The 22,075-nt window shown below is 64.3% G+C and carries 16 protein-coding genes; 11 read left to right on the top strand and 5 right to left on the bottom strand.

The genetic code is table 11. The annotated features are described in order from the left end of the window. Nucleotides 1-5: 5 nt before the first annotated feature. Nucleotides 6-953, bottom strand: coding sequence for a polysaccharide deacetylase (locus WD430_RS04970; RefSeq protein ID WP_339104926.1), 948 nt, complete (start codon nt 951-953; stop codon nt 6-8). A 544-nt stretch (nt 954-1,497) separates the two neighbouring features. On the opposite strand from WD430_RS04970, the gene WD430_RS04965 reads away from it, so the two are divergent. The 4 genes from WD430_RS04965 (at nt 1,498) to WD430_RS04950 (ending at nt 8,983) form a co-directional block, all read left to right on the top strand. Then, nucleotides 1,498-4,623, top strand: coding sequence for an FAD-linked oxidase C-terminal domain-containing protein (locus tag WD430_RS04965; protein ID WP_339104925.1), 3,126 nt, complete (start codon nt 1,498-1,500; stop codon nt 4,621-4,623). An 852-nt stretch (nt 4,624-5,475) separates the two neighbouring features. After that, nucleotides 5,476-6,729, top strand: coding sequence for an orc1/cdc6 family replication initiation protein (locus WD430_RS04960; RefSeq protein WP_339104924.1), 1,254 nt, complete (start codon nt 5,476-5,478; stop codon nt 6,727-6,729). A gap of 1,372 nt (nt 6,730-8,101) precedes the next feature. Further along, nucleotides 8,102-8,755 carry a hypothetical protein gene (locus WD430_RS04955; RefSeq protein ID WP_339104923.1) on the top strand — a complete coding sequence of 218 codons (654 nt, stop codon included), beginning with the start codon at nt 8,102-8,104 and terminating at the stop codon, nt 8,753-8,755. A 27-nt stretch (nt 8,756-8,782) separates the two neighbouring features. After that, nucleotides 8,783-8,983, top strand: a complete 201-nt coding sequence (locus tag WD430_RS04950) for a helix-turn-helix transcriptional regulator (RefSeq protein ID WP_339104922.1) — start codon at nt 8,783-8,785, stop codon at nt 8,981-8,983. Between the two features lie 118 nt (nt 8,984-9,101). Here the strand turns inward: WD430_RS04950 and WD430_RS04945 are convergent, their stop codons facing one another. After that, nucleotides 9,102-10,196 carry an Lrp/AsnC family transcriptional regulator gene (locus WD430_RS04945; RefSeq protein ID WP_339104921.1) on the bottom strand — a complete coding sequence of 365 codons (1,095 nt, stop codon included), beginning with the start codon at nt 10,194-10,196 and terminating at the stop codon, nt 9,102-9,104. Nucleotides 10,197-10,338: 142 nt separating this feature from the next. On the opposite strand from WD430_RS04945, the gene WD430_RS04940 reads away from it, so the two are divergent. Both WD430_RS04940 and WD430_RS04935 read left to right on the top strand, forming a co-directional pair. Continuing rightward, complete coding sequence (locus WD430_RS04940; protein ID WP_339104920.1) at nt 10,339-11,100, top strand: GNAT family N-acetyltransferase; 762 nt, start codon at nt 10,339-10,341, stop codon at nt 11,098-11,100. 373 nt (nt 11,101-11,473) lie between these two features. Next, nucleotides 11,474-12,541 carry an anthranilate phosphoribosyltransferase gene (locus WD430_RS04935; RefSeq protein WP_339104919.1) on the top strand — a complete coding sequence of 356 codons (1,068 nt, stop codon included), beginning with the start codon at nt 11,474-11,476 and terminating at the stop codon, nt 12,539-12,541. Between the two features lie 56 nt (nt 12,542-12,597). Here the strand turns inward: WD430_RS04935 and WD430_RS22575 are convergent, their stop codons facing one another. Both WD430_RS22575 and WD430_RS04925 read right to left on the bottom strand, forming a co-directional pair. Then, nucleotides 12,598-12,696 carry a DUF3368 domain-containing protein gene (locus WD430_RS22575; protein ID WP_345786461.1) on the bottom strand — a complete coding sequence of 33 codons (99 nt, stop codon included), beginning with the start codon at nt 12,694-12,696 and terminating at the stop codon, nt 12,598-12,600. A gap of 387 nt (nt 12,697-13,083) precedes the next feature. Further along, nucleotides 13,084-13,332, bottom strand: a complete 249-nt coding sequence (locus WD430_RS04925; protein ID WP_339104917.1) for a UPF0175 family protein — start codon at nt 13,330-13,332, stop codon at nt 13,084-13,086. A 209-nt stretch (nt 13,333-13,541) separates the two neighbouring features. Here WD430_RS04925 and WD430_RS04920 point away from each other — a divergent pair, with 209 nt between their 5' ends. Both WD430_RS04920 and WD430_RS04915 read left to right on the top strand, forming a co-directional pair. After that, nucleotides 13,542-14,300: an SDR family NAD(P)-dependent oxidoreductase gene (locus tag WD430_RS04920; protein ID WP_339104916.1), complete on the top strand. Its 759-nt coding sequence runs from the start codon at nt 13,542-13,544 to the stop codon at nt 14,298-14,300. Nucleotides 14,301-14,400: 100 nt separating this feature from the next. Beyond that, nucleotides 14,401-14,901, top strand: a complete 501-nt coding sequence (locus WD430_RS04915) for a small multi-drug export protein (RefSeq protein WP_339104915.1) — start codon at nt 14,401-14,403, stop codon at nt 14,899-14,901. Nucleotides 14,902-14,905: 4 nt separating this feature from the next. On the opposite strand, the gene WD430_RS04910 is transcribed toward WD430_RS04915, so the two are convergent. Beyond that, complete coding sequence (locus WD430_RS04910) at nt 14,906-15,892, bottom strand: succinylglutamate desuccinylase/aspartoacylase family protein (RefSeq protein ID WP_339104914.1); 987 nt, start codon at nt 15,890-15,892, stop codon at nt 14,906-14,908. A gap of 223 nt (nt 15,893-16,115) precedes the next feature. On the opposite strand from WD430_RS04910, the gene WD430_RS04905 reads away from it, so the two are divergent. The 3 genes from WD430_RS04905 (at nt 16,116) to WD430_RS04895 (ending at nt 22,048) form a co-directional block, all read left to right on the top strand. After that, nucleotides 16,116-16,583 carry a response regulator gene (locus WD430_RS04905; RefSeq protein WP_339104913.1) on the top strand — a complete coding sequence of 156 codons (468 nt, stop codon included), beginning with the start codon at nt 16,116-16,118 and terminating at the stop codon, nt 16,581-16,583. 218 nt (nt 16,584-16,801) lie between these two features. Beyond that, nucleotides 16,802-17,320 (top strand): peptidylprolyl isomerase, encoded by a 519-nt coding sequence (locus WD430_RS04900; RefSeq protein WP_339104912.1) that lies wholly within the window; start codon nt 16,802-16,804, stop codon nt 17,318-17,320. Nucleotides 17,321-17,449: 129 nt separating this feature from the next. Then, on the top strand, nt 17,450-22,048 hold the full coding sequence (locus tag WD430_RS04895; RefSeq protein ID WP_339104911.1) for a PAS domain S-box protein: 4,599 nt from the start codon (nt 17,450-17,452) through the stop codon (nt 22,046-22,048). The last annotated feature ends 27 nt before the right edge of the window (nt 22,049-22,075 follow it).

Below are 22,075 nucleotides of genomic sequence, written 5' to 3'. Positions count from 1 at the left end.
AGACGTTAGCTGTTCTCGAATGTCGTTCCCGGTCGACTCTCGTCTCGCACCCTGTCTGCGACCTCGGCCATGGTTTCGACGCGTAGGCCGTCCGTGCTTCGACGACGGTCGATGTACCCCGCGATCGATCGAAGCCGCTGGTAGTGCGCCGGCGTCCGGAGGTTGTGAGGGTGAAGCCACATGTGCAACACGCCGTCCGTTTGGGCGACGCGGTCGATCCCGGATTTCACTTGTCTGACTACCGGATCCTCACCGAACGCGGAAAACAGTTTCCTATACTTCGCTTCGAAGTTGAACAGGTAGATCGACGCCGGTACGTTGACCAGGCCGTGGTCGTCGACGTACGGGTCGACGATCGGCGGCGTCGGTTTTCCGACCGCCGCGCTCGATACCTTCGTCAACTGTCGCATCAGCGTACTCTGCGAGTCGCGGAGCGGGTTCGTCCCGCGATAACAGTCGAAACCGTGTGCCGCGAGTGCGTCCCGGTGTCGGATCCTGTTGACGGGGAAGACGAACGACGACAGGTCGTGGCCGCGGCGCGACGCGGCACGAACGCAGTTTTCGATCTCTCGAGTGGCGAACGCTTCGTCCATCCGATCGTGGTCGAAGTGAACGTGCGTGAACCCGTGACCGCCGATTTCGTGGTCGACGTCGGCGGTCGCGATTTCGTCGACGAGTTCGGCTCCGAACCAGATATCGCTCGCGGGAAGGTCGTCGATCGATTTCTGGCAGCATCGCTCGCCGGCGGGGTGGTTCCGGTGTCTGTCAGTACACGAGCGCAAGAATAGGTGCCCGGTGACCGCCCATGTCGCCGGAATTTCGAACGCGTCGAATAGTTCCCGGAGGCGACGCCAATTCTGGTGCGTGTTGCGAAGAAACGTCTCCGACACGGATTCGTCGTGGTGAAATCCCCAGCCTACTTCTGCATCGAGAGAGATAACGACCGATCCCATCTGATTACGTGCGCGGTCCGTGCGCGGTCGCTGATCGAAACCGAACTCGCGTCGTCCGATTGAAGCCGGACCGGATTCGGCGTGTCATTGATACGAAGTAATGGCAACTCATGAGGAGTGAGTCATCGGTACTACCGCCCATATTTTCCCTGATATTAAATTCGATTGTAGCAGTTACACAGATACTTAGCGTCTGAATTGGATTGCAGTAGAGAAAAGCAACCGGAAGTGATCGAACCGCGTACCGTTTGTCGAACCCATAAACGAGAATCGCGGCGACCGTTCGGACCGTATCGCTCTCGTACGCTTCGGTGGCGGTGACCGGCCGAACGACGGGTTGACGACGGTGATAATCACCGTTATCAGCGGCAGTTGCTCGTGGCGCAAATATTCGTGGCGACACCGCGGGCCAACGATTCGGTTTTGAAACGGTTACACTACCGCGGATATCGCCGCTCATCTCGGACGCTTCGGAACGAACCGTCCGAGGGCGGGATCTTTCCCGAAGGATGATCACTTAAGCACCGCCGGACAAGGGACAACTATGTCACTGGAGCCGAGCGCCGATCCGGCCGCCGACGGACGTGCGAACTACGACTACCGGAGCGACGAGGTCGATCGGCCGGCGCTGGTCGACGACCTCGAGCGACTCGTCGACTGTGACGTTCGCGCCGACTCCTACTCGCGGGAACTCTACGCGACCGACGCGAGCGCCTACGAGGTGACGCCGATCGCCGTCGCTTTCCCCGAGTCGACCGCCGACGTCGGTGGGATCGTCGAGTACTGCGCCGAGCGAGGGATTCCGGTGCTCCCGCGCGGCGGCGGAACGAGTCTCGCCGGCCAGACGGTCAATCGCGCCGTCGTGTTGGACTTCACGCGGTACATGAACGATATCCTCGAGATCGATCCCGACGGGCGGACGGCGACGGTCCAGCCCGGGACGATCCTCGGGACGCTGAACGAGGCCCTCGCTCCCCACGACCTCAAGTTCGCGCCCGACCCCGCCTGGGGCGACAAGAGCGCCGTCGGCGGCGCGATCGGCAACAACTCGACGGGCTCGCACTCCCTGAAGTACGGGAAGACGGACGCGTACGTCGAGGAGTGCGAAGCGGTCCTCGCCGACGGCACCGTGACGACCTTCGGCGAAGTCACCCTCGAGGAAATCGCGGAGCGGGCCGACCCCGAGGGCGACCTCGAGGAGCGCATTTACGCGGAAGTCGAGCGGATCCTCGAGGACGAGGCGGACCTGATCGAGGAGGCGTATCCCGACCTGAAGCGGAACGTCTCGGGATACAACCTCGACCGATTGGTCGCCGAAGCCCGCGGCGAGGAGCTGCCCGGCGGCGAGGGGAGCGCGACGACGGAGTCGTCGCGAAGCGAAGGCGGTGAAACCGCCGAAGCGGGGGAGCCGGGTACGGTCAATCTCGCGCGCCTGCTGGCCGGCAGCGAGGGGACGCTGGCTATCGTCACCGAGGCCACGCTGGCCCTCGAGCCCGTCCCCGAGACGAAGGCCGTCGCGTTGCTGTGCTATCCGGACCTCCACGAGGCGATGCGGGACGTCGAACCGATCCTCGCACACGACCCCGCCGCCGTCGAGGTGTTAGACGACGTCTTGATCGACCTCGCGCGCGACACCGCGGAGTTCGGGCCGGTCACCGAGATGCTCCCCGAGGGAACCAACGCCGTCTTGCTGGTCGAGTTCTACGCCGAGGACGCCGACCACGGCGAGGAACAGGTCGCCGGACTGCTCACCGACCGCGTGCCGTCGGCGACGCCCGCGGGGGAGCCGGCCGAGGACGCGCCGCGTACCGACGGCGCGGAGACGCTCGCCCTCGAGGCGCTCGAGGCCTACGAGAGGGAGGAACGCGCCCAGCTCTGGAAACTCCGCAAGTCCGGACTTCCAATCTTGCTCTCGCGGACGACCGACGCGAAGCACATCTCGTTTATCGAGGACACCGCGATCCCGCCCGAGAACCTGCCGGCGTTCGTCGAGGAGTTCGAGTCGATCCTCGAGTCCCACGACACCTACGCCAGCTTCTACGCCCACGCGGGTCCGGGCGTACTCCACGTGCGACCGCTCGTGAACACGAAGACCGAGGTGGGCCTCGAGCAGTTGCACGGGATCGCGGACGACGTGACCGATCTCGTCGTCGAGCTCGGTGGCTCGGTCTCGGGGGAACACGGCGACGGCCGCGCTCGCACCCAGTGGAACCGCAAGCTCTACGGCGACGAGCTCTGGCAGACGTTTCAGGACCTCAAGACCGCTTTCGATCCCGACTGGCTTCTGAACCCGGGCCAGGTCGTGTTTCGGGAGGAAGACCCGACCGACCTGCGCGAGCATCTCCGGTTCGATCCCGACTACGAGTTCGAGGCGGGCTTCGAGCCCGAACTCGAGTGGGACAACGACAACGGCATGCAGGGGATGGTCGAACTCTGCCACGGCTGTGGCGGCTGTCGCGGCGAGCAGGAGACGACCGGTGGCGTGATGTGTCCGACCTACCGGGCGAGCCGCGAGGAGATCACCGCCACCCGGGGCCGAGCGAACGCGCTTCGACAGGCCATGAGCGGCGATCTCGATCCCGAAGAGGCCGTCTCCGACGAGTTCGTCGAGGAGGTGATGGGCCTGTGTATCGGCTGCAAGGGCTGTGCCATCGACTGTCCGAGCGAGGTCGACATGGCGAAGCTCAAGGCCGAAGTCACCCACGAGTACCACCAGCGCAACGGCGCGACGCTGCGGGATCGCCTCTTCGCCAACGTCGCCACCCTCTCGAAAGTGGGGTCGAAGCTCGCCCCGTTCTCGAACGCCCTGCCGAACCTGCCGGGCGCCCGGAAGGTCCTCGAGGCGACCGTCGGTATCGCGTCCGATCGTCCGCTCCCGACGTTTCGGGTGCGGACGTTCCGCGACTGGTTCGACCAGCGCGGTCGTGCGCGGGTCAGCGAGTCCGAAGCGGACCGGCACGTCGTCCTCTATCCAGACACCTACACCAACTACAGCCATCCCGAAGCGGGGAAGGCCGCGGTACGGGTGCTCGAGGCCGCGAACGTCCACGTGACGGTCCCCGACGAACTGGGCGATACGGGTCGGCCGGCGTTCTCGAAGGGCTTCCTCGAGAAGGCCCGCGAGACCGCCCGCGAAAACGTCTCGAAGCTCGCGCCGCTCGTCGAGGACAGCCGAGAGATCGTCGTCATCGAGCCCTCGGACGCGGTCATGTTCCAACTGGACTACCTCGATCTGCTCTCCGACGAGCGCGCCGAACGGGTCGCGGCCGCGACGTACGGCGTCTGCGAGTACGTCGATACGTTCCGGCTGGACGAGGAAATCGTGTTCGACGAGAGCGCGGCCACCGAGGCGCTGACGTACCACGGCCACTGCCACCAGAAGGCCGTCGCCAAGGACCACCACGCGGTCGGCGTCCTGCGCCGGGCGGGTTACGCCGTCGATCCGCTCGATTCGGGCTGCTGCGGGATGGCCGGTAGTTTCGGCTACGAGGCCGAACACGCCTCGATGAGCGACGGGATCGGCGAGATCCTCTACGAGCAGGTCGACGCGAGCGAGGGCGACCGCGTCGTCGCTCCCGGTGCGTCGTGTCGAACGCAACTCGAGCACCGTCCCGGCGCCGACGAGAATCCGCCGACGCCGATCGAACTGGTGGCGAAGGCGCTCGAGTAGCCGCGACTCGCGGCGCGGCACCGCCAGTTCTTTTCGAGACGATCACACTCCCACGTTCCCTCCACGTTCGATTTCGTGTTTAATTTCACGCACAATTTCGTCCAATTTCGATCTCTGATTTCAGCCTCCGATTTCAGCCTCCAACTTCTCTTCTGCTCCCCCACACCCCAGGTGTCGAATGTAGATGTCTGTGTGGCGGGGGTAGAGAGGATTTACTGGTGGAACTGAAATGGCAGTCAAACGGAGTATAGTGCTCGGCTGACGCCAATAGCGATGTCTCCGTCGATGAAAGAGATCTCCAGTATCAGTAGTATCAGTATAGTGAGAAGGAATATAGTGAGAACAAATACCCATCCTAATAGGAAATATTTATGTAGAGTAGGAGGAAACCAGAACCGTACTGGACCGATAGAGTTCGAACGACCGTTCGAACGGGCGGCGCAACGTCTCTGCTGGGAGTCTCCGCCAGTTCTCTTCCTTCTCACTACGCGCGTCTCACCCCTTCGCTATCCACTCGCGACCACATCCATTTCTAAAACCGCGTTCTAGACGTCTCCCCTTTCGTTTTCGACAATCTACACTCGACACCTGGGGTGTGGGCCACTCGAGTGCGATCGTTCTTCAGCTCATCGTTTCACGGACGGCTGGCGGATCGGTTCTCGCTCGACAGGCGGGTCGCCGAACGAATTTCGCCGACTCACCGCTTCAATTTCACTCGACACGAGGATGATCGGTATGCGCACCATCTCTGCAATAGATGGGATAGGGCTGCTAATTTCTAGGGTCTACATACGACACTCGGTGGCTCTCAATCACTAGCCTATATGTAACCCTCATCGGTAGGTGATGAGTATGGACGACGGCTCCGGTCACGAAGACGGATCTCTTGAGGATTTCTGGGCGACGGAGGACCCGATCTTTAACCGCAAGGAACTCCTCGATATCGACCTCGTTCCGAACGAGGACCGGATCATCGGCAGGGACAGCGAAATTCAGAACGTCGCCTCGAGCATTCACCCCGCAGTGAAGGGCCAATCGCCCCGAAACACGCTCATCTACGGGAAAACGGGAACCGGCAAATCGCTCGTCGCGAAACACGTTACCAGAAGTGCCCAGCAGTATTCGGTCGAAAACGGGACGGAGATGGGGCGCGCGTACATCGATTGCACCCAGACGAAGACCGAGACCCGCGTCGTGATTAATCTGGCTCAAGAGCTGAACGAGCCGGAAGAGACCGGCATCAGTATTCCCGTCACCGGGCTCTCGACCGACGTCTATTACGAGCGCTTCTGGTCGATCCTGGATCAACTCTACGACGTCGCGATCATCATTCTCGACGAGATCGACAAGCTCCAGGACAACGAGATCCTCATGCAGCTATCGCGGGCGGGGGAAGCCGGGAAGTTGGACGCCTGTAAGGTCGGGATCATCGCGATCAGTAACAAGATCTCGTTCAAGGAAACGCTCGACGAGCGGATCCTCAGCAGCCTCCAGGACCGCGAATTCGTCTTCCCGCCGTACGATGCGAATCAGCTCCGCGAAATCATGTCCAATCGAGAGGACGCGTTCAGAGAGGACGTCCTCTCCGACGACGTCATCCCGCTGAGCGCCGCCTTCGCCGCACAGGAACACGGCGACGCGAGGAAGGCGCTGGACATCCTCCGAAACGCCGGCGAACTGGCGAAGGACGAAGACGCCGACGAGGTGACCGAGATCCACGTCCGTAACGCTCGAGAGAAGGCCGATATCGACCGCTTCTCGCAGCTCCTCGAGGGGCAGCCGACGCAGATCAAGGCGTCCGTGTACGCGCTGTCGATACTCGCCGACCGACACAGCGATCGAGAGGAGTTCGCGACCCGCGAAATCTACGAGATGTACAAGTCCATTACCTCGGACAGCGCCCTCGGGATCGAGACGCTCTCGCAGCGTCGGATGAGCGATAAACTCGACGAGCAGGTCTTTCTGGATATCCTCGGCCGGACCGAACGAGTCGGCCGCGGATACAGTAGCGGCGTGACGAACTATTACTACCTGCTGGAGGACCCGTCCGTCGTGCAGGCCGTTATTCACGACGACGATCGCTTCTCGGAACTCGAGCAGCAGTAACTGGAAGGAACGTATTCGAGCGGAATTCACTCGACACCTGGGGTCTCGGGTCCGCCGTATCCTCGACGTTCGAGTCTCCGTGTACTCGACCCTCGACTCTCGAGACCTGATTTCACTCGACACCTGGGGTGAGCGGCGAGTCGGTTCACGGCGGCGAGTCGGTCCACGCAGACCGCGGCCCGACGAACGTGTCTCGATACCACATTTCACTCGACACCTGGGGTTACTGATTCCACTCGACACCTCTGGTAGTGGATTCCCCGTGTACTCGACGCCTCGGATCATGGGATTGCATTTCATTCGACACCCGGGGTGACTATTTCCAATAATTTCACTCGACGCCTGGGGTAGTGGGTTTTACGTACACTCGAGTCTGACGGGCACGCGGCACCCAGAACCTCGAGACCGATTTCACTCGACACCTGGGGTGTCAAATTCCTAAGTGTGTAATAGAAACCTGTTCCACCGGGAAATCGCCCCGGTTTCACTCGACACCTGGGGTGGTGGTCCCGCACTGATTTCACTCGACACCTGGGGTAGTAGTTCCCGACCGGTTTCATTCGGCATCTGGGGCGGTGGTTCCGCACTGATTTCATTCGACACGTAGGGTAGCAGTCCACGACCGATTTCACTCGACACCTGGGGTGGAGATCCCACACTGATTTCACTCGACATCCGGGGTATTAGGAGCCGCCCAGACTCGAGACTCGGCTACGGGACAGGTCGCTCGGGGATTGGTCCGGCTCGCGGGTTCGGCGGTCACGCTCGAACGGCTGTTCGCCTCGCTATCGTATTTCATTCGACAGTCGGGGTGTCGAGTTCCGGAGTGGTAACGAGAACCGCTTCTCGCCGAGAAATCGGCCGATTTCACTCGACACTCCGGATGAGAAGGCATAGCGGCCGGACCCAGTCAATCCTTCGATAGAACGTCTCCGATGAGACGACCGCGTTCGGACGCGACGGTCGTCGCTCGTCAGTTCGGTCGATCAGCGGTACTCCGCCGCGAACGCCGGCGAGTCGAAGGCTCGTTCGACTCGTTCGGGCAGTCGTGAATCACGGTGGTGATAAACGGCGGGTGTCGGCCCCGATCGGAACCGGTCTCGGCTTCCAGCGTCGCCTCGGGGACCGTTTCAGCCGCCTCGACGAGCGGGAGCGACTCGCAGGCGATCTCGTCTTCGGCGACGAGTTCCGGACTCGTTCCAACTCGTCGACGCCGAATATGCCGTCCGGCTTCGATCGTCGGCTCAACGAATCGATTCGATGCGCTGAGCCGAGGGCCGAGGTCCGGCTCGAGTCGCCGCTCCACGGTCGATGGCCGACCGAATGCAAAGATACCTTTACATTTATGTAGGACAAGCCACAAGTATCGCGTATGCCCGAAAACCCGCTCAGGGCGTACGGCGCCCTCTTCGTTCTCGCTGCAGTGATCGCCAGTGGCCTCGTCATTGCGTCCGGATTCGTCGCGATCGATGTCGTTCTCGACACGATCACGGTCTGGGGCTACCTCGGGGCCGTCGGCGTGATAGTCGTCTGTGCGTTCGTCGGTTTGGCCGTCGATCTCAGAGGTATCCTCGAGGAGGAATTCTTCGGTGCCGACCGACCGGAACCCGCCCCGGCCGACGGGTCGACGGGGTCGCTGCTCCCCCTACAGTACAACGTGCTCCTGTTTCTCGTGCCGGCACTGGTTATCCCGGCGTTCGAAGTCGCTACTGGGACCGCGCCCGCCGATCCGTCGCTCGGGGCCCTCCTCGTGTCTCCGACGATACTGGTCCTCCTCTTCAACGTCGGTTACTACGGGCGGACGCGCCGCGGTGCGGGCGGCGTCGTCGACGAGCGCGACGTCCGGAACCTCGATCTCGCGCTGGCCGTCGTCGGCGCAGTCCTCCTCGGAACGATGGTCAGTCTCTACGGCTGGAACGTTGTGGGCGACGCCACCGTTCCGCGGGAGGTCGACGTTCTCGCCGCCGTCGGCGTCGTCACGGTCTTGCTCGTCCTCGGTGCGACCGAGATCCGTCAGCGTATTTGATGCTCGAGCCCGATATTCGACCGAGCGATGGACAACGAACTTCGGGAACGGCGCGAGGAACGCGGCCTCACCCAGCAGGAACTGGCCGACGAGGTCGGCGTGAGCCGCCAGACGATTTACGCGATCGAACACTCGAAGTACGATCCGTCGCTGACGTTGGCGTTCAAGCTCGCCCGGTGTTTCGACTGTGCCGTCGAGGAACTCTTCCACCCGGACGTGGATGAGTGACCGACAGCGGGATTCTCTCGCCTCACGAAGATCGACGCAGACGATTTTCGAGGTGTGGCTGGTATCACCACGGTGAGGGGACGGGGAAGGGACGGGAAAACGGTATCGTGGACCGGGTTCAGCGATCGACCAGTTCCTCGTAGCGCGCCCCGGTCTGTTTCAGCGTCTCCGTCGAGTAGAGGCGCTCGTGTTCGACGGGGAGATACTCAGCGGCCAGTTCGTCGATCTTCGCGTCGACGGCGTCGGCATCGCGCCCGTGAATCATCGTGAACAGGTTGTACGGCCACGCCTGTTCGGGGCGGCGGGGCCGGTGATAGCAGAGCGTGACGTACGGCAGTCCCCCCGCGCGTTCGCCCCACTCGTCTAAGCGGTCGTCGGGAACGTCCCAGACGACCATGCAGTTCGCGTCGAACCCCGTGACGACGTGGTTGACCACGCAGCCGATCCGCTTGATACAGCCGGCGTCGACGAGGCGCTCGACGCCCTCGAGGACGTCCTCGAGGGCGTATCCGACCTCCGCGGCGATGTCGCGGTACGGCGTCGCCGACAGCGGGAACCCGTCCTGGATCGCGAGCAACAGTTCGGCCTCGAGCGCGGAGAGATCGCCCGTCGCTTCCTCGCTGATCCGAGTCGCGGAGGAGTCCAGTCGTTCCTCGAGCGATTTGCGGCTCACGGTTTCACCGTTCGCCTGTTCCGCGGACCGTAGGTCCGCGCTCTCCCGCGCGAAACGATCGCCGTTGACGACGGGGAACTCGAGGTCGATGTAGTAGTCGGTCAGCATCGGCAGGTTGAGCACGGGACAGCCCGTGCGCATCTCGATCTCGGCGAGGATCTCGTCGCGTCGGGCCCGCGAGCCGGCGGTGACGACGAACCACATGTTCCACTCGTGGTCGCGGGCGTAGTTGTGGTTGACCTGCCGGTACTCGTTGATGACGGCCGCGACCTCGTCGAACCGATCCTCGGGCGCCTTGACGGCGGCCAGCGTCGAGGAGCCGATCACCGGCGGGTTGAGGACGGCGCCGAACCGCCGAACGATCCCCGACTCGTGGAGGCGCGTGACGCGCTCGAGCGCCTCGTCCTCGCCGATCCCCAGCGCAGCGCCGATCGATCGGAAGGGTCGCTCCTCGACGGGGACACCGCTCTGGTAGCCGTCGATGATGGCCGCGTCGACGTCGTCGATCCCCTCGCGCCAGTCCCCCGAGAGGGTGCTCATTAGTGCCCCTAGGGAGAAGGGTACCGTATTGCTTTCGGGTCCGGCCGACGAGAGACGGTTTTCGCTCGTATTCGTGGGTATTACAGTCTCTCCCGCGTGACTATTGAAACGATTATGGGGGTGGTGAACGTTATCATTATACATGGCACTCACCGAACCGATCGCGATCGAGGGCGACGAACGGGAGCAGATCTACGAGTACGTCGAGACCCACGGCGCGGTCGCTCGGGTCCGTGCTCGGGAGGAGCTCTTCCCGGAGGATCCGCCGGGAGACCCCCAGTATACGCGAGCGTTTCGGCACAACGTGGCGATCCTGAAGCGGGACGGGTATCTCGAGGAGGACGACGACGGAACCCTCCGCATCGCCATCGACGTCGAGGACGAGCGCGAGGAGTTCTCGATCGAGGACGTCGACGTCACGATTCGACCCGCCAGACAGGAGGATCTCTCGGGCATCGTCGGCGCGATGCGACGGCTCGTCGAGGGGATGACCTATATCGAGGCCGAGACCGTCGCCGACGAACTCGACCACGAGAACGTCCTGCTCCGGCACAACGAGTTCGAATCCCGGATGTTCTTCGTCGCGACCGTCGACGACGAGGTCGTGGGCTGGGCCCACTTGCACGTCCCCAACTTGGCGAAGCTCTCCCACACCGCCGAACTGACGGTCGGCGTCTTGGAGGAGTACCGCGGGATGGGGATCGGGAGCGAACTGCTCGACCGCGCCCTCGAGTGGGCGCGCTCGCAGGGCCACGAGAAGGTCTACCAGAGCGTCCCCTCGAGCAACGAGGCGGCCATCGAGTTCTTCGAAGATCGGGGCTGGGTCATCGAGGCCGTCCGAGAGGACCACTACAAACTCGAAGACGAGTACATCGACGAGGTGATGATGGCGATCGAACTGTAGCGAACTTTTTGCGCATCGGGTTCGCCTGCGGCGAACCGCTTTCTGTTCACGGGAGCTACGCTCCCGTTCGCACGGCTCGAGAGACGCCTTGCGTCCCTCGTAGGCGCAAAAACTTCGATGAAAAAGGCCGCCTCCGCGGGCTTCGCCCGCTTCGGCGGTGTCGTTCGAAAGAGCGCCGAGCGCTCTTTCGTGATCTCGAGGTGGCAAAGCCACCTCGATGAGTCGTCGCGGAACTTCGTTCCGCGAGATGCCGAGAGAGCAACGCTCTCTCGTAGCAAACCGCTCGCTACGCTCGCGGATTCTCGAGGCATTCATACTGGCTTCCGTCGCCGGAAACGGGACCCTTTTGCGGACGCCGTCCGAACGGACTCTCATGGCGCAGGCATCCCAGGAGTTCGGTGAGTGGCCGCTGAAACGGCTGATGACGGAGGTCGTCGGCTCCGGTCCCAAGTCGGCCGACGACATGAGCCGCGAGCAGGCCCGCGAGGCCTTCCAGCGGATTCTGGCCGGCGAGCCCGACGCGACGACGCTGGGCGCGTTCTGGCTGGCCAACCGCTGGAAGCGAAACAACCCCGAGGAGCTGGCCGGCTACACCGACGTCATGCGGGAGGAGTCGGTCGTCACCGCCGAGCCCGAGGCCGATCCGGTCGACTGCGGAGCCAACTACGACGGCAAGCACAGTTCGGCCGTCCTCGGCGTCGGCGCCGGCCTCGTGGCCGCCGCCGCGGGCACGCCGGTCGTCGTTCACTCCGGGGACCGCGTCCCGACCCAGAAAGAAACGGCGTATAAACACGTCCTCGACGAACTCGGCGTCAGGACCGAGCTCGAGCCCGCGGAGAGCGCCGACATGGTCGACGAGACCGGATTCGGCTTCTACTACCAGCCCGAATTCAATCCCGGCGTTCACGACCTGCTCGAGCGGCGCGACCAGATGGGCGTCCGGACGTTCGTCAACACGATCGAGACCGTCGGTAACCCCGCCAACGCCGACGTTCACCTCGGCTCGTTCTACCACCTCGCGTTCGCGAAGAAGCTGACCGACCTCATCCGGAACAGCGACCACCTCGACTACTCTCGAGCCATCTTCTTCCAGGGGATGGAAGGCTACGACGACATCCGCCCCGGATACACGAAGGTCGCCGAATGGACCGAAGGTGACGAACTCGAGGACTACGAGATCGAGACCGCCGAGTACGGGATGGAGATGGAAAACGAGGACCTCGAGGTCGACGACGTCACCGCCGACTCCGCGACGATCACCGAGGACGTGCTGGCCGGCGAGCGCGACGGCCACTTCGCCGACGCTATCGCCCTCAACGGCGCGTTCCGGATGTACGCCCGCGAGGACGTCGACAGTCTCGAGACGGGCCTCGAGACCGCCCGTGACGTCATCGCCGACGGCAGCGCCGAGGCGGTGCTCGAGGACCTGCGGGCGTTCTGAGACGTGGCGGTCGATTTCGTCAGTATCCGCATTGCGGCCCAGTACGTGTGGCCGATTCAGGTATCACTTTCGTCGACGGCGTCGACCGCACGCTGGTAGAGATCGTCACCGATCCAGAATCCGGCTTCGCGAAGTTCGTCGAGCGCCGGTTCGATGGCGAGATCGTTTTGCCGAGCGGCCTTGAGAAGGATCCCGACAACTCCCGTTACGGGAATCTCGTGACGGCGCGCGACCTGACGGCCGTCCCGCTCGTCGATCAGTACGCGATCCGCATCACGTTCGATCGCCAGTGCGATCGCGGTCGCTTCACCACCATCGATTTCGGTTCGAAGTTCCCGAACGAGGTCATCGCGCTGTGGGTGAGCGATCGCTACGAATTCGGTATCGAGCAGTGCCTCGAGTCTCTCGACGCCAGCCTCGCCAGCAAGCAGTTCCGTTCGGACGGTTTGGAAATTGTAATCGATGAGAACTGCGATCGAAGAAGCTCGAGACGGTCGATCAGAGCCAAATTGAGAAGAGGAGAGGTATCCGCAACGACGAGTTCAGTCGCTGGCATACTCGAGGTCTTCGTCCAGTTCTTCCGCGGTATAATGCCGCTCGATTCCGCGCTCACCGAGTAGTTCACCGAACTCCCGTTTCGTCATTCCTGCAAGCTCGCGGGCCTTTCCGAAGGACAGGACGTCTCGATCGTACAGCGAGCACGCGAGCTCTTCGCGCATAATGCCCTCTCGTTCGCCTTCCGGAAGGCGAAGCGCGTCGTACACTGCTTCCGGGATCTCGATCGCGGCCATACGGTCTACTAGCGTCGAACGTCAGATAAGCGTTCGTCCTCGAACGAAGCGCCGACTTCTCCCGAGTCCGGTTTCTAACTACCGATCGTTCGGCTACTACCTTCTGTAACTACCACTGTTTCCCTAAGGGCTGACTTTCGCGAACAGAGGTTCCGCTACCCGCTAAAATAATGAACGAATTTATATAAAGAGCGGCCGATACTGTCAGTATGCGACTCGAAGACAAAACCGTCGTTATCACGGGTGCGGGCGCGGGAATCGGTCGGGAGACGGCACTACGGTGTGCCGACGAGGGCGCGCGCGTCATCGTCACTGACGTCGACGTCGAGGGCGGCGAGGAGACCGTCCAGCGCATCGAGGACGCCGGCGGCGAGGCGGAGTTCGCCGAACTCGACGTCACCGACAGCGATCGGGTCCACGACGTCGTCGACGCCGTCGCAGAGGACTACGGGCTCGACGTGATGATCAACAACGCCGGCACCGGTCATCCCGGCGGCCCGCTCGAGGAACTCGACGACGAGGTCCGCGATTTCGTGGTCGATATCAACATCAACGGCGTCTGGAACGGCTGTTCCGCGGCCCTCCCGCACATGAAAGAACAGGGCCACGGCGCGATCGTCAACGTCGGCTCGCTGGCGAGTATCCTCGGGCTCCCACACCAGGCCGCCTACTCGACGACCAAGGCCGCCGTGTTGAACCTGACCCGAACCGTCGCGGCGGAGGCCGGCCCCTACGGCGTCCGCGCCAACGCCGTCTGTCCCGGTTTCACGGAGACCCAGCTGCTCGACGACTATCTGGAACAGCAGGGCGACCCGGAGCGGGCTCGCGAGGCCATGGTCGAGGAGTACCCGCTCGGGCGGCTCGCCGAACCCGAGGAGATCGCCGACGCGATCCTGTTCCTCGCCAGCGACGAGGCCTCGTTCGTCACCGGCCACGGACTGGTCGTCGACGGCGGCTATTCGGCCTGAAACCGGGCTCGAGGACGCCGTTCGCAGTCGGACCGAAACCGTTTTTTCAACAGCGATATTCTATCTCCACTAACACGTCCGCTCGTCGGACGACGGTCCCATGACACTCGCTCCAGCACTCGTCGACGTCGGCAGCGCGCTCGAGGAGGCGACCGGCGCCGGTCGATACCTCCTCGTGTTCGCCCTCGCGATGATTCCCGCGATCGAACCGTTCATCGTCATCCCGGTCGCGATCGGGCTCGGATTCGATCCGGTCGCCACCGGCGGAGCCGCCTTCGCCGGCAGCGTCACCGCGGTCGGGCTGATCGTCGTCGCCCACGAGCGACTGACCGACTGGTGGGCTCGCCGGCGGGGCGGCGACGAACTCGACTCGAGCGACCGATACGGCCGCGCGCGACGAGTCTGGAAGCGCTACGGGATCGTCGGGCTCTCGCTCGCCGGCCCGATACTCGCCGGAATCCACCTCACGGCGCTGCTGGCGGTGGTCGTCGGCGAAGACGCGCGGCTGACCGCCGGCTGGCTCACGGTCGGACTCGCGGCCTGGACGGTCGTTCTCGTCGGCGGTTCGACCGTCGGGCTCTCGCTGCTCGGGCTCCCCTGAGCGGTCACTCCTCGCGGACCAGCGCGACGCTCGCGAGCTGATCGCCCGCGGTCACGGTCGCCTCCCGGGTGAGCGCGTAGAGGATCCCGTCGCGATCCGCGGCCGCCTCGTGGAGCGGTTCGTACGTCCGCGGATCGTACACGGTCCCGAGCGACGTTCCCTCGGCGATGGACTGACCCACCTCGAGCTCCGGTTCCGGGCGAAAGAGGCCGGAGCCGTCGGCGGTGACCTGTCCCAGGTGGTTCCGGGCGACCGTCCCGTCGTATTCGGCGGGATCGCCGGGGAGCAGCCCCAGATACCGACAGACGTCGAGCAGGCCGTCGACGCCCTCCTCGACGGCGTCCTCGAGGATCTGCTTGTTGTGCGCGAGCTCGGGCGTGATCGACGGGATCCCCTCCCCGGCGGCGGCGACGCGGAGTTTCCCCGCGAAGCCGCGCCGGTGCCACTCGTCGGAGGCCTCCTCGTCGGCCTGTTCGGAGAGCAGCAGGTCGGTACCGAAGGCTTCGGCGAGCGCGCGCGAGCGCTCGTCCCCCTCACGGTAGACGACGTGTGGGTACATGTCGGGGCTCCCGGTGTGGAGGTCGACGATGGCGTCGGCGCGGCTGACCTCCGTCCAGAGCCGCGCGGCCATCTGCTGGTGGAGGCTCCCGTCCGCGTCGCCCGGCCAGATACGGTTCATGTTCGGATTGACGCTGTCGAACTCCTCGGGCGTGATGTAGGAGACGAGATCGAAGGTCAGCGGGTTCGCGACGGGGACGGCGACGACCGTTCCCGAGAGCTCCTCGAGCGGGAGCCGCTCGTGAAACCGCCGGAGCGTCTCGGTGCCGTTGATCTCGCGGCCGTGCTGGGCGGCCTGTACGTACAGCGTCGGTCCGTCTTCGGCGCCGTCGTAGGTGTGGATCGTCGTCGTGAGGTCGACTCCCGAGGGGAGCGTCGCGAGCGTCACCTCCTCCGCCGTATGGGTTCCGGTGTATCCGGTGTGCTGACTCATACGGCGTCGTTCCACGCCCGGCGGTATGTAGCTGCGGCCGGCCGGTTGCCGATATCGCTCGAGATTACAAACGTAACCGCTCTGAGAGAAGCATACTGAACTGCTAATAGTATTATAGTATTTATATTTTCAACGATGAGTACAGGTGACGACTGTACGACCACCACCCTTTCACCCGATTACTCACACAACGATTATACAGATAGCAGCATTTGAACCGACAATGACCGATAGCTGTGCGACGCCGGATAGCGGCCACTCCCAGACGCTCTTGCTCGTAGAGGATAATCCGGGTGACGCACGGCTCATCGAGGAAGCGTTCAGTCCAGCACTCGCGGACCGACTCCGCGTCGTTTCGACGGGAGATGAGGCGCTCGATTTCGTTAATCAACGCGGAGAATACGTAGATGCCCAGCGGCCGGACCTCATCCTCCTCGATTGGCATCTCCCCGGCATAGATGGCGGGACCGTATTAGCCGAACTGAACTCCGACTCGAATCACCGTCGTATCCCCGTTATCGTATTGACGGGATCGCAGTCTGAACAGGAGGTCCGCGATGCGTATGCGAAGAACGCGAACGCCTGTATTACCAAGACAGCGGAACCGGACGAACTCGAAGCGACACTTCGCGTGTTCGAGAACTTCTGGTTGTCTACCGTGCGGCTCCCCCCTCCTGCCAACGAGGTGTGACCTTCTCTCGCGCTACGATACATTGCAGGAGTCGTTCTGTTCGCATGTGTGCAGGTGGTCGTCCCGTTCGCATGTGTGGAAGCAGTATTTTTACTGGAACTAGTGTCTACGTGCCGTGAACGGATCGAGGGCGATGAGAACAGATATCGACGGCTCGAAGCGAGGGAGCAGCGGTCGAGACCACTACCGTTTTCCGTAGTCCCGCCGTCCCGGCGGACATGGGAGACGTTACTGCCACCCTGCACACGAACCGCGGCGATATCGAAGTCGAACTCTACGACGAGCGCGCACCGCGGACCGTCGACAACTTCGTCGGGTTGGCCACGGGCGGGAAGACGTGGGAGGACCCCGAGACGGGCGAGGAGGTCGAGGGCGAGCCCCTGTACGACGACGTCGCCTTCCACCGCGTCATCGAGGGCTTCATGATCCAGGGCGGCGACCCGACCGAGACCGGTCGCGGCGGCCCCGGCTACCAGTTCGACGACGAGTTCCACGAGGAGCTTCGCCACGACGACGAGGGCATCCTCTCGATGGCCAACTCCGGGCCCGACACCAACGGCTCGCAGTTCTTCATCACGCTGGACGCCCAGCCCCATCTCGACGACCGCCACTCCGTCTTCGGCAAAGTGATCGACGGGATGGACGTCGTCCGCGAGATCGGGAGCGTCGACACCGACGCCAACGACCAGCCGAAGGAGGACGTCGTCCTCGAGTCGGTCTCCGTCGACTACGAGTAACGACCCGCTGCGGAGCCGTCGCTGACGGCTATCGCCGTCCGGATCGCCGTCACTGCCCCCTCGAGTGACGCGGTATTCGGGAGCGGCCGACCAAGACGTTTTACCGCCCCCGCTACTGTATTCCGGTGAATGGGATCGTCGTCCACTGACGCGGATCACCGCGCGCAGCTTCACCGGCAGGAGGTCGTCGCCGACCTCAGCCAGCAGGCCCTCGAGACGGGGGAACTCGACGGAGTGCTGGCGGACGCGGCGCGGGCCGTCGCGGAGACGCTCGGTATCGAGTACTGTACCGTCTTCGAACTCCGACCCGATCGAACGACGGCCGCGTTGCGGGCCGGCGCCGGCTGGTCCGCCGATTCCGTCGGATCGACCGCCGTGTCCGCCGACCGGTCCACGTGGATCGGACGCGCGGCTCGTGCGGTGGAGCCGGTCGTCGCCGACGATTTCGACGACGAATCGCGGTTTTCCACCTCGGAACTGCTCGCCGATCACAGCGCCGGCAGTGGCGTCGCCGTCCGAATCGGGCCGGCCGAAGAGCCGTGGGGCGTTCTGGGCGCGTACGCGACCGAGAAACACGCGTTTGCCGACGCCGACGTCGACTTCCTCGAGCGCGTCGCGGACGTCCTCGGGTCGGCGGTCGAGAGCGCCCGCACGCGGCGCGAGCTCGAGCGAACGGAGCGACGGTTCGAGGCGATTTTCGAGGACCCGAACATCCTCGCGGGGCTGCTCGAGCCGGACGGGACGGTCCTCGACATCAACGGGACGGCCATGGAGTACATCGACGCCGATCTCGAGGACGTGACCGGCGAGCCGTTCTGGGAGACGCCGTGGTGGGGTGAGGGCGACGACGTCCGTGACGACGTCAGGCGGTGGACCGAGCGAGCGGCGGCCGGCGAATACGTGAACTTCGAGGCCGATCTCACGCGGCCGGACGGGGAGCGATACACCCTGAACGGCGCGTTCAGACCCGTCACGAACGACGCGGGGGAGGTCATCTCGGTGATCGTCTCCGATCGCGACGTCACCGAGCGCAAGGAGCGCGAACGGCAGTTAGAGGAGTCCGAACAGCGCTACCGGACGCTGGTCGATCACTTCCCCAACGGCGCCGTCGCCCTCGTCGACGAGGACCTCACCTATCGGACCGTCGGCGGGAGTCCGACGGACACGGCCGACGCCACGGCCGAGGAGATCGAGGGCGAGCCGGTCGCGGAGGCCGTCCCGTCTCCGCTGGCCGACGAACTCGTCTCGTGTTACGAAGCCGCCCTCGAGGGTGCGTCGAGCTCGTTCGAGGCGACCGCTAACGGGCGCGTTTTCGACTTCCACGTCGTCCCGGTTCGGGACGACGACGGCGAGGTGTTCGCCGCGCTCGGCATGTCCCAGGACGTCACCGAGCGCAAGGAGCGCGAGCGGGAACTCGAGGAGTCCGAGCAGCGCTATCGGACGCTCACGGAGTACTTCCCGAACGGACTCGTGACGTTGTTCGACCCCGACCTCCGGTACGAATTGGCGGCCGGACAGGGATTCGACCGCATTCCCGTCGATCCCGCGGACTTCGAAGGCAGCCACGTCAGGGAGGTCTGGGACGACGAGACCGCCGACGTCCTACAGCCGGTGTTCGAGGCCGCGCTGGACGGCGAGGCGCAGTCGATCGAACTCGAGTACAGCGGTCGCGAGTGGGTCCTGCGGGTAGCCCCCATCACGGACGAGCGCGGCGACGTCTTCGCGGGGATGACGATGGCCCAGGACATCACCGAGCGCAAGAAACACGAGCGATACCTCCGGGAGACGACGGCGCAACTCGAGGCCGCGACCGAGGCGGGCGCGGTCGGGACGTGGGAGTGGCACATTCCGGAGGACGAGATCGTCGCCGGCGAGACGTTCGCCGAGACCTTCGACGTCGATCCCGAGGCGGCCCGCGCGGGCATCTCGAGCGAGCGGTTTTTCGAGGCGATCCACCCTGCCGACCTCGGGCGCGTCGAGGAGAAATTGGAAGCGGCTTTCGAGTCCTGCGGGGAGTACGAGGCGGAGTACCGCGTCCGAACCGCCGACGACGACCTCCGCTGGGTCGTCGCCCGGGGCCGCGTCGAGTGCGACGAGGACGGGAATCCGGTCCGATTTCCCGGCGTGGTCACCGACATCACGGAGCGCAAACGCGCCGAGTTACAGCTCGAACGGACCAACGAGCAACTCGAGACGCTGTTCGACGTCCTCCCCGTCGGGGTCGTGGTCGCCGACGCCGACGGTCGGATTCTCCAGGCCAACGACACCGCCGAGGAGATCTGGGGCGGCGACGTCTTCGATACCGACTCCGTCGCGGAGTACGAGAAGTATCCGGTGTGGTCGGCCGACACTGGCGAGCGCGTCTCTCCGGGGGAGATGACTCTCGCGCGCGTCCTCGACGGCGAGGCGGTGACCGAGCCCGACATCTACGAGATCGAAGCCGCCGACGGCGAGCGCCGGATCGTCCGAGTCGAGGGAATGCCGGTCCGGAACGAGCGCGGCGAGGTGACCCGCGGCGTCGTCACCGTCACCGACATCACCGAGCGCCGGGAGTCCCAGCGCAAACTCGAGGAGTCCGAGCAGCGCTACCGGACGCTGATCGACCACTTCCCCAACGGCGCGGTCGGGCTGTTCGACGAGAACCTCGAGTATCAGATCGCCGGCGGCGGCGCGTTCGACGAGATCGGCGTCTCCGCGGACGAGATCATCGGCGAGACGCTCTGGGAGCGGTATCCCCCGGACGTCGCCGAGCGTCTGGAACCGCGATTCGAGGCCGCACTCGAGGGCGAGATCAGCGCCTTCGAGTGGGAGTACCACGACCGGGTCTGGATGGCGTACACGGTCCCCGTCACGGACGACGCGGGCGAGATCTTCGGCGGGATGGTCATGGTCCAGGAGATCACCGAGCGAAAGGAACGCGAGCGGAAACTCCGCGAGCGCGAGCGCAGCCTCGAGCAGTACAAGGAGTACATCGACGAGATCCTCGACGCCATCGACGACGTGTTCTACGTCGTCGGCGAGGACGGTTCGTTGCAGCGGTGGAACCGGAGCGTGACCGAGGTGACCGGCTACGCGGACGAGGAGATCGCCGCGATGGACACGACGGACCTCTTTACGGACGACGATCTGGAGGGCGCCCTCGACGCCGTTCGGGAGGGATTCGAGACGGGGTCGTTCAACGCGGAACTGACGGTCCGGACCGAAGACGGCGACGCCGTCCCCTTCGAGTTCAACGCCTCGCGCCTCGAGGATCCCTGGGGGAACACGGTACTGGCCGGTATCGGGCGCGACATCACCGACCGGCTCGAGCGCGAGCGACACCTCGAGCGCTACGAGACGATCGTCGAGACGGTCAACGACGGCATCTACGTCGTCGACGAGGACGGGAACTTCACGATGGTCAACGAGACCTACGCCGAGATGCTCGGCTACGAACCGGACGAACTCGTCGGGACCGACGCTTCGCGGATCGTCGACGACGAAGTCGTCGAACGGGTCGAGGAACTGATGGCGGGCGAGGTCGACCGACCGACGCTCGAGGCTGAGGTCCACACGGCCGACGGCGACCGCCTCCCGGTCGAGGCGACATTCTCGATGTTGCCCGAGGACGACAGCGCGTGGCACCGCGTCAGCATCGTCCGGGACATCAGCGAGCGACGGGAACGTGAACGCCGGCTCGAGGAGTCGGAGCGGCGGTACCGAACGCTCGTCGAGAACTTCCCCGGCGGTGCGGTGGGGCTGTACGACGAGGACCTCGAGTACATCGTCGTCGGCGGCGAGGCGTTCGACGACCTCGGCATCGACGAAGACGAGGTCGCCGGGGCGACGGTCGACGAGCGGTTTTCGGACGAGCTCGTCGCGGAGATCGGACCGTACTTCCGGGCCGTGTTCGAGGGCGAGTCGAACACGTTCGAGTATCAGGCCCACGGACGGGACGTCTGGGCCCACACCCTCCCGCTTCGAAACGAGGACGACGAGATCTTCGCGGGCATGGTCATGGCCCAGGACGTCACCGAGCGCAAGGAGTACGAGCGCAAACTCGAGGAGTCCAACGAGCGGTTGGAACGGTTCGCCTACGCGGCCAGCCACGACCTGCAAGAGCCCCTGCGGATGGTCACGAGCTACCTCACGCTGCTCGAGAACCGGTACGCCGACGCCTTCGACGAGGACGGGCGGGAGTTCCTCGAGTTCGCGGTCGACGGCGCCGATCGGATGCGCGAGATGATCGACGGCCTCCTCGAGTACTCCCGCGTCGAGACGCGGGGCGATCCGTTCGAACCGATGGATCTCGACGATATCGTCGACGACGTCCTCGAGGACCTCCAGTTCCGGATCGAGGAGACGGGCGCCGAGCTCACCGTCGAGGACCTCCCGCGCGTCGAGGGCGACGCCAGCCAGTTGCGGCAGGTGTTCCAGAACCTGCTGTCGAACGCGCTCACCTACAGCGGCGACGAATCGCCACGGATTCACGTCGGCGCCGAGCGCCGGGGTGACGAGTGGGTGATCTCGGTCGCGGACGAGGGGATCGGCATCGATCCCGAGGACCAGGACCGCGTGTTCACCATCTTCGACCGCCTCCACAGTCGCAGCGAGTACGACGGGACCGGGATCGGGCTGGCGCTCTGTGAGCGCATCGTCGAGCGCCACGGCGGGGAGATCTGGGTCGACTCCGAACCCGGCGAGGGCTCGACGTTCTCCGTCGCCCTCCCCGCCTCCCGCGACTCGTAGCCGTCGCGGCCGGAGCCGGCGAACGCG

Origin of the sequence: Haloterrigena sp. KLK7, from assembly GCF_037914945.1 — an archaeon.
Classification (GTDB): domain Archaea; phylum Halobacteriota; class Halobacteria; order Halobacteriales; family Natrialbaceae; genus Haloterrigena; species Haloterrigena salinisoli.
The sequence above is the reverse complement of the archived record's forward strand: the minus strand, read 5'-3'. Positions and strand labels throughout refer to the sequence as shown.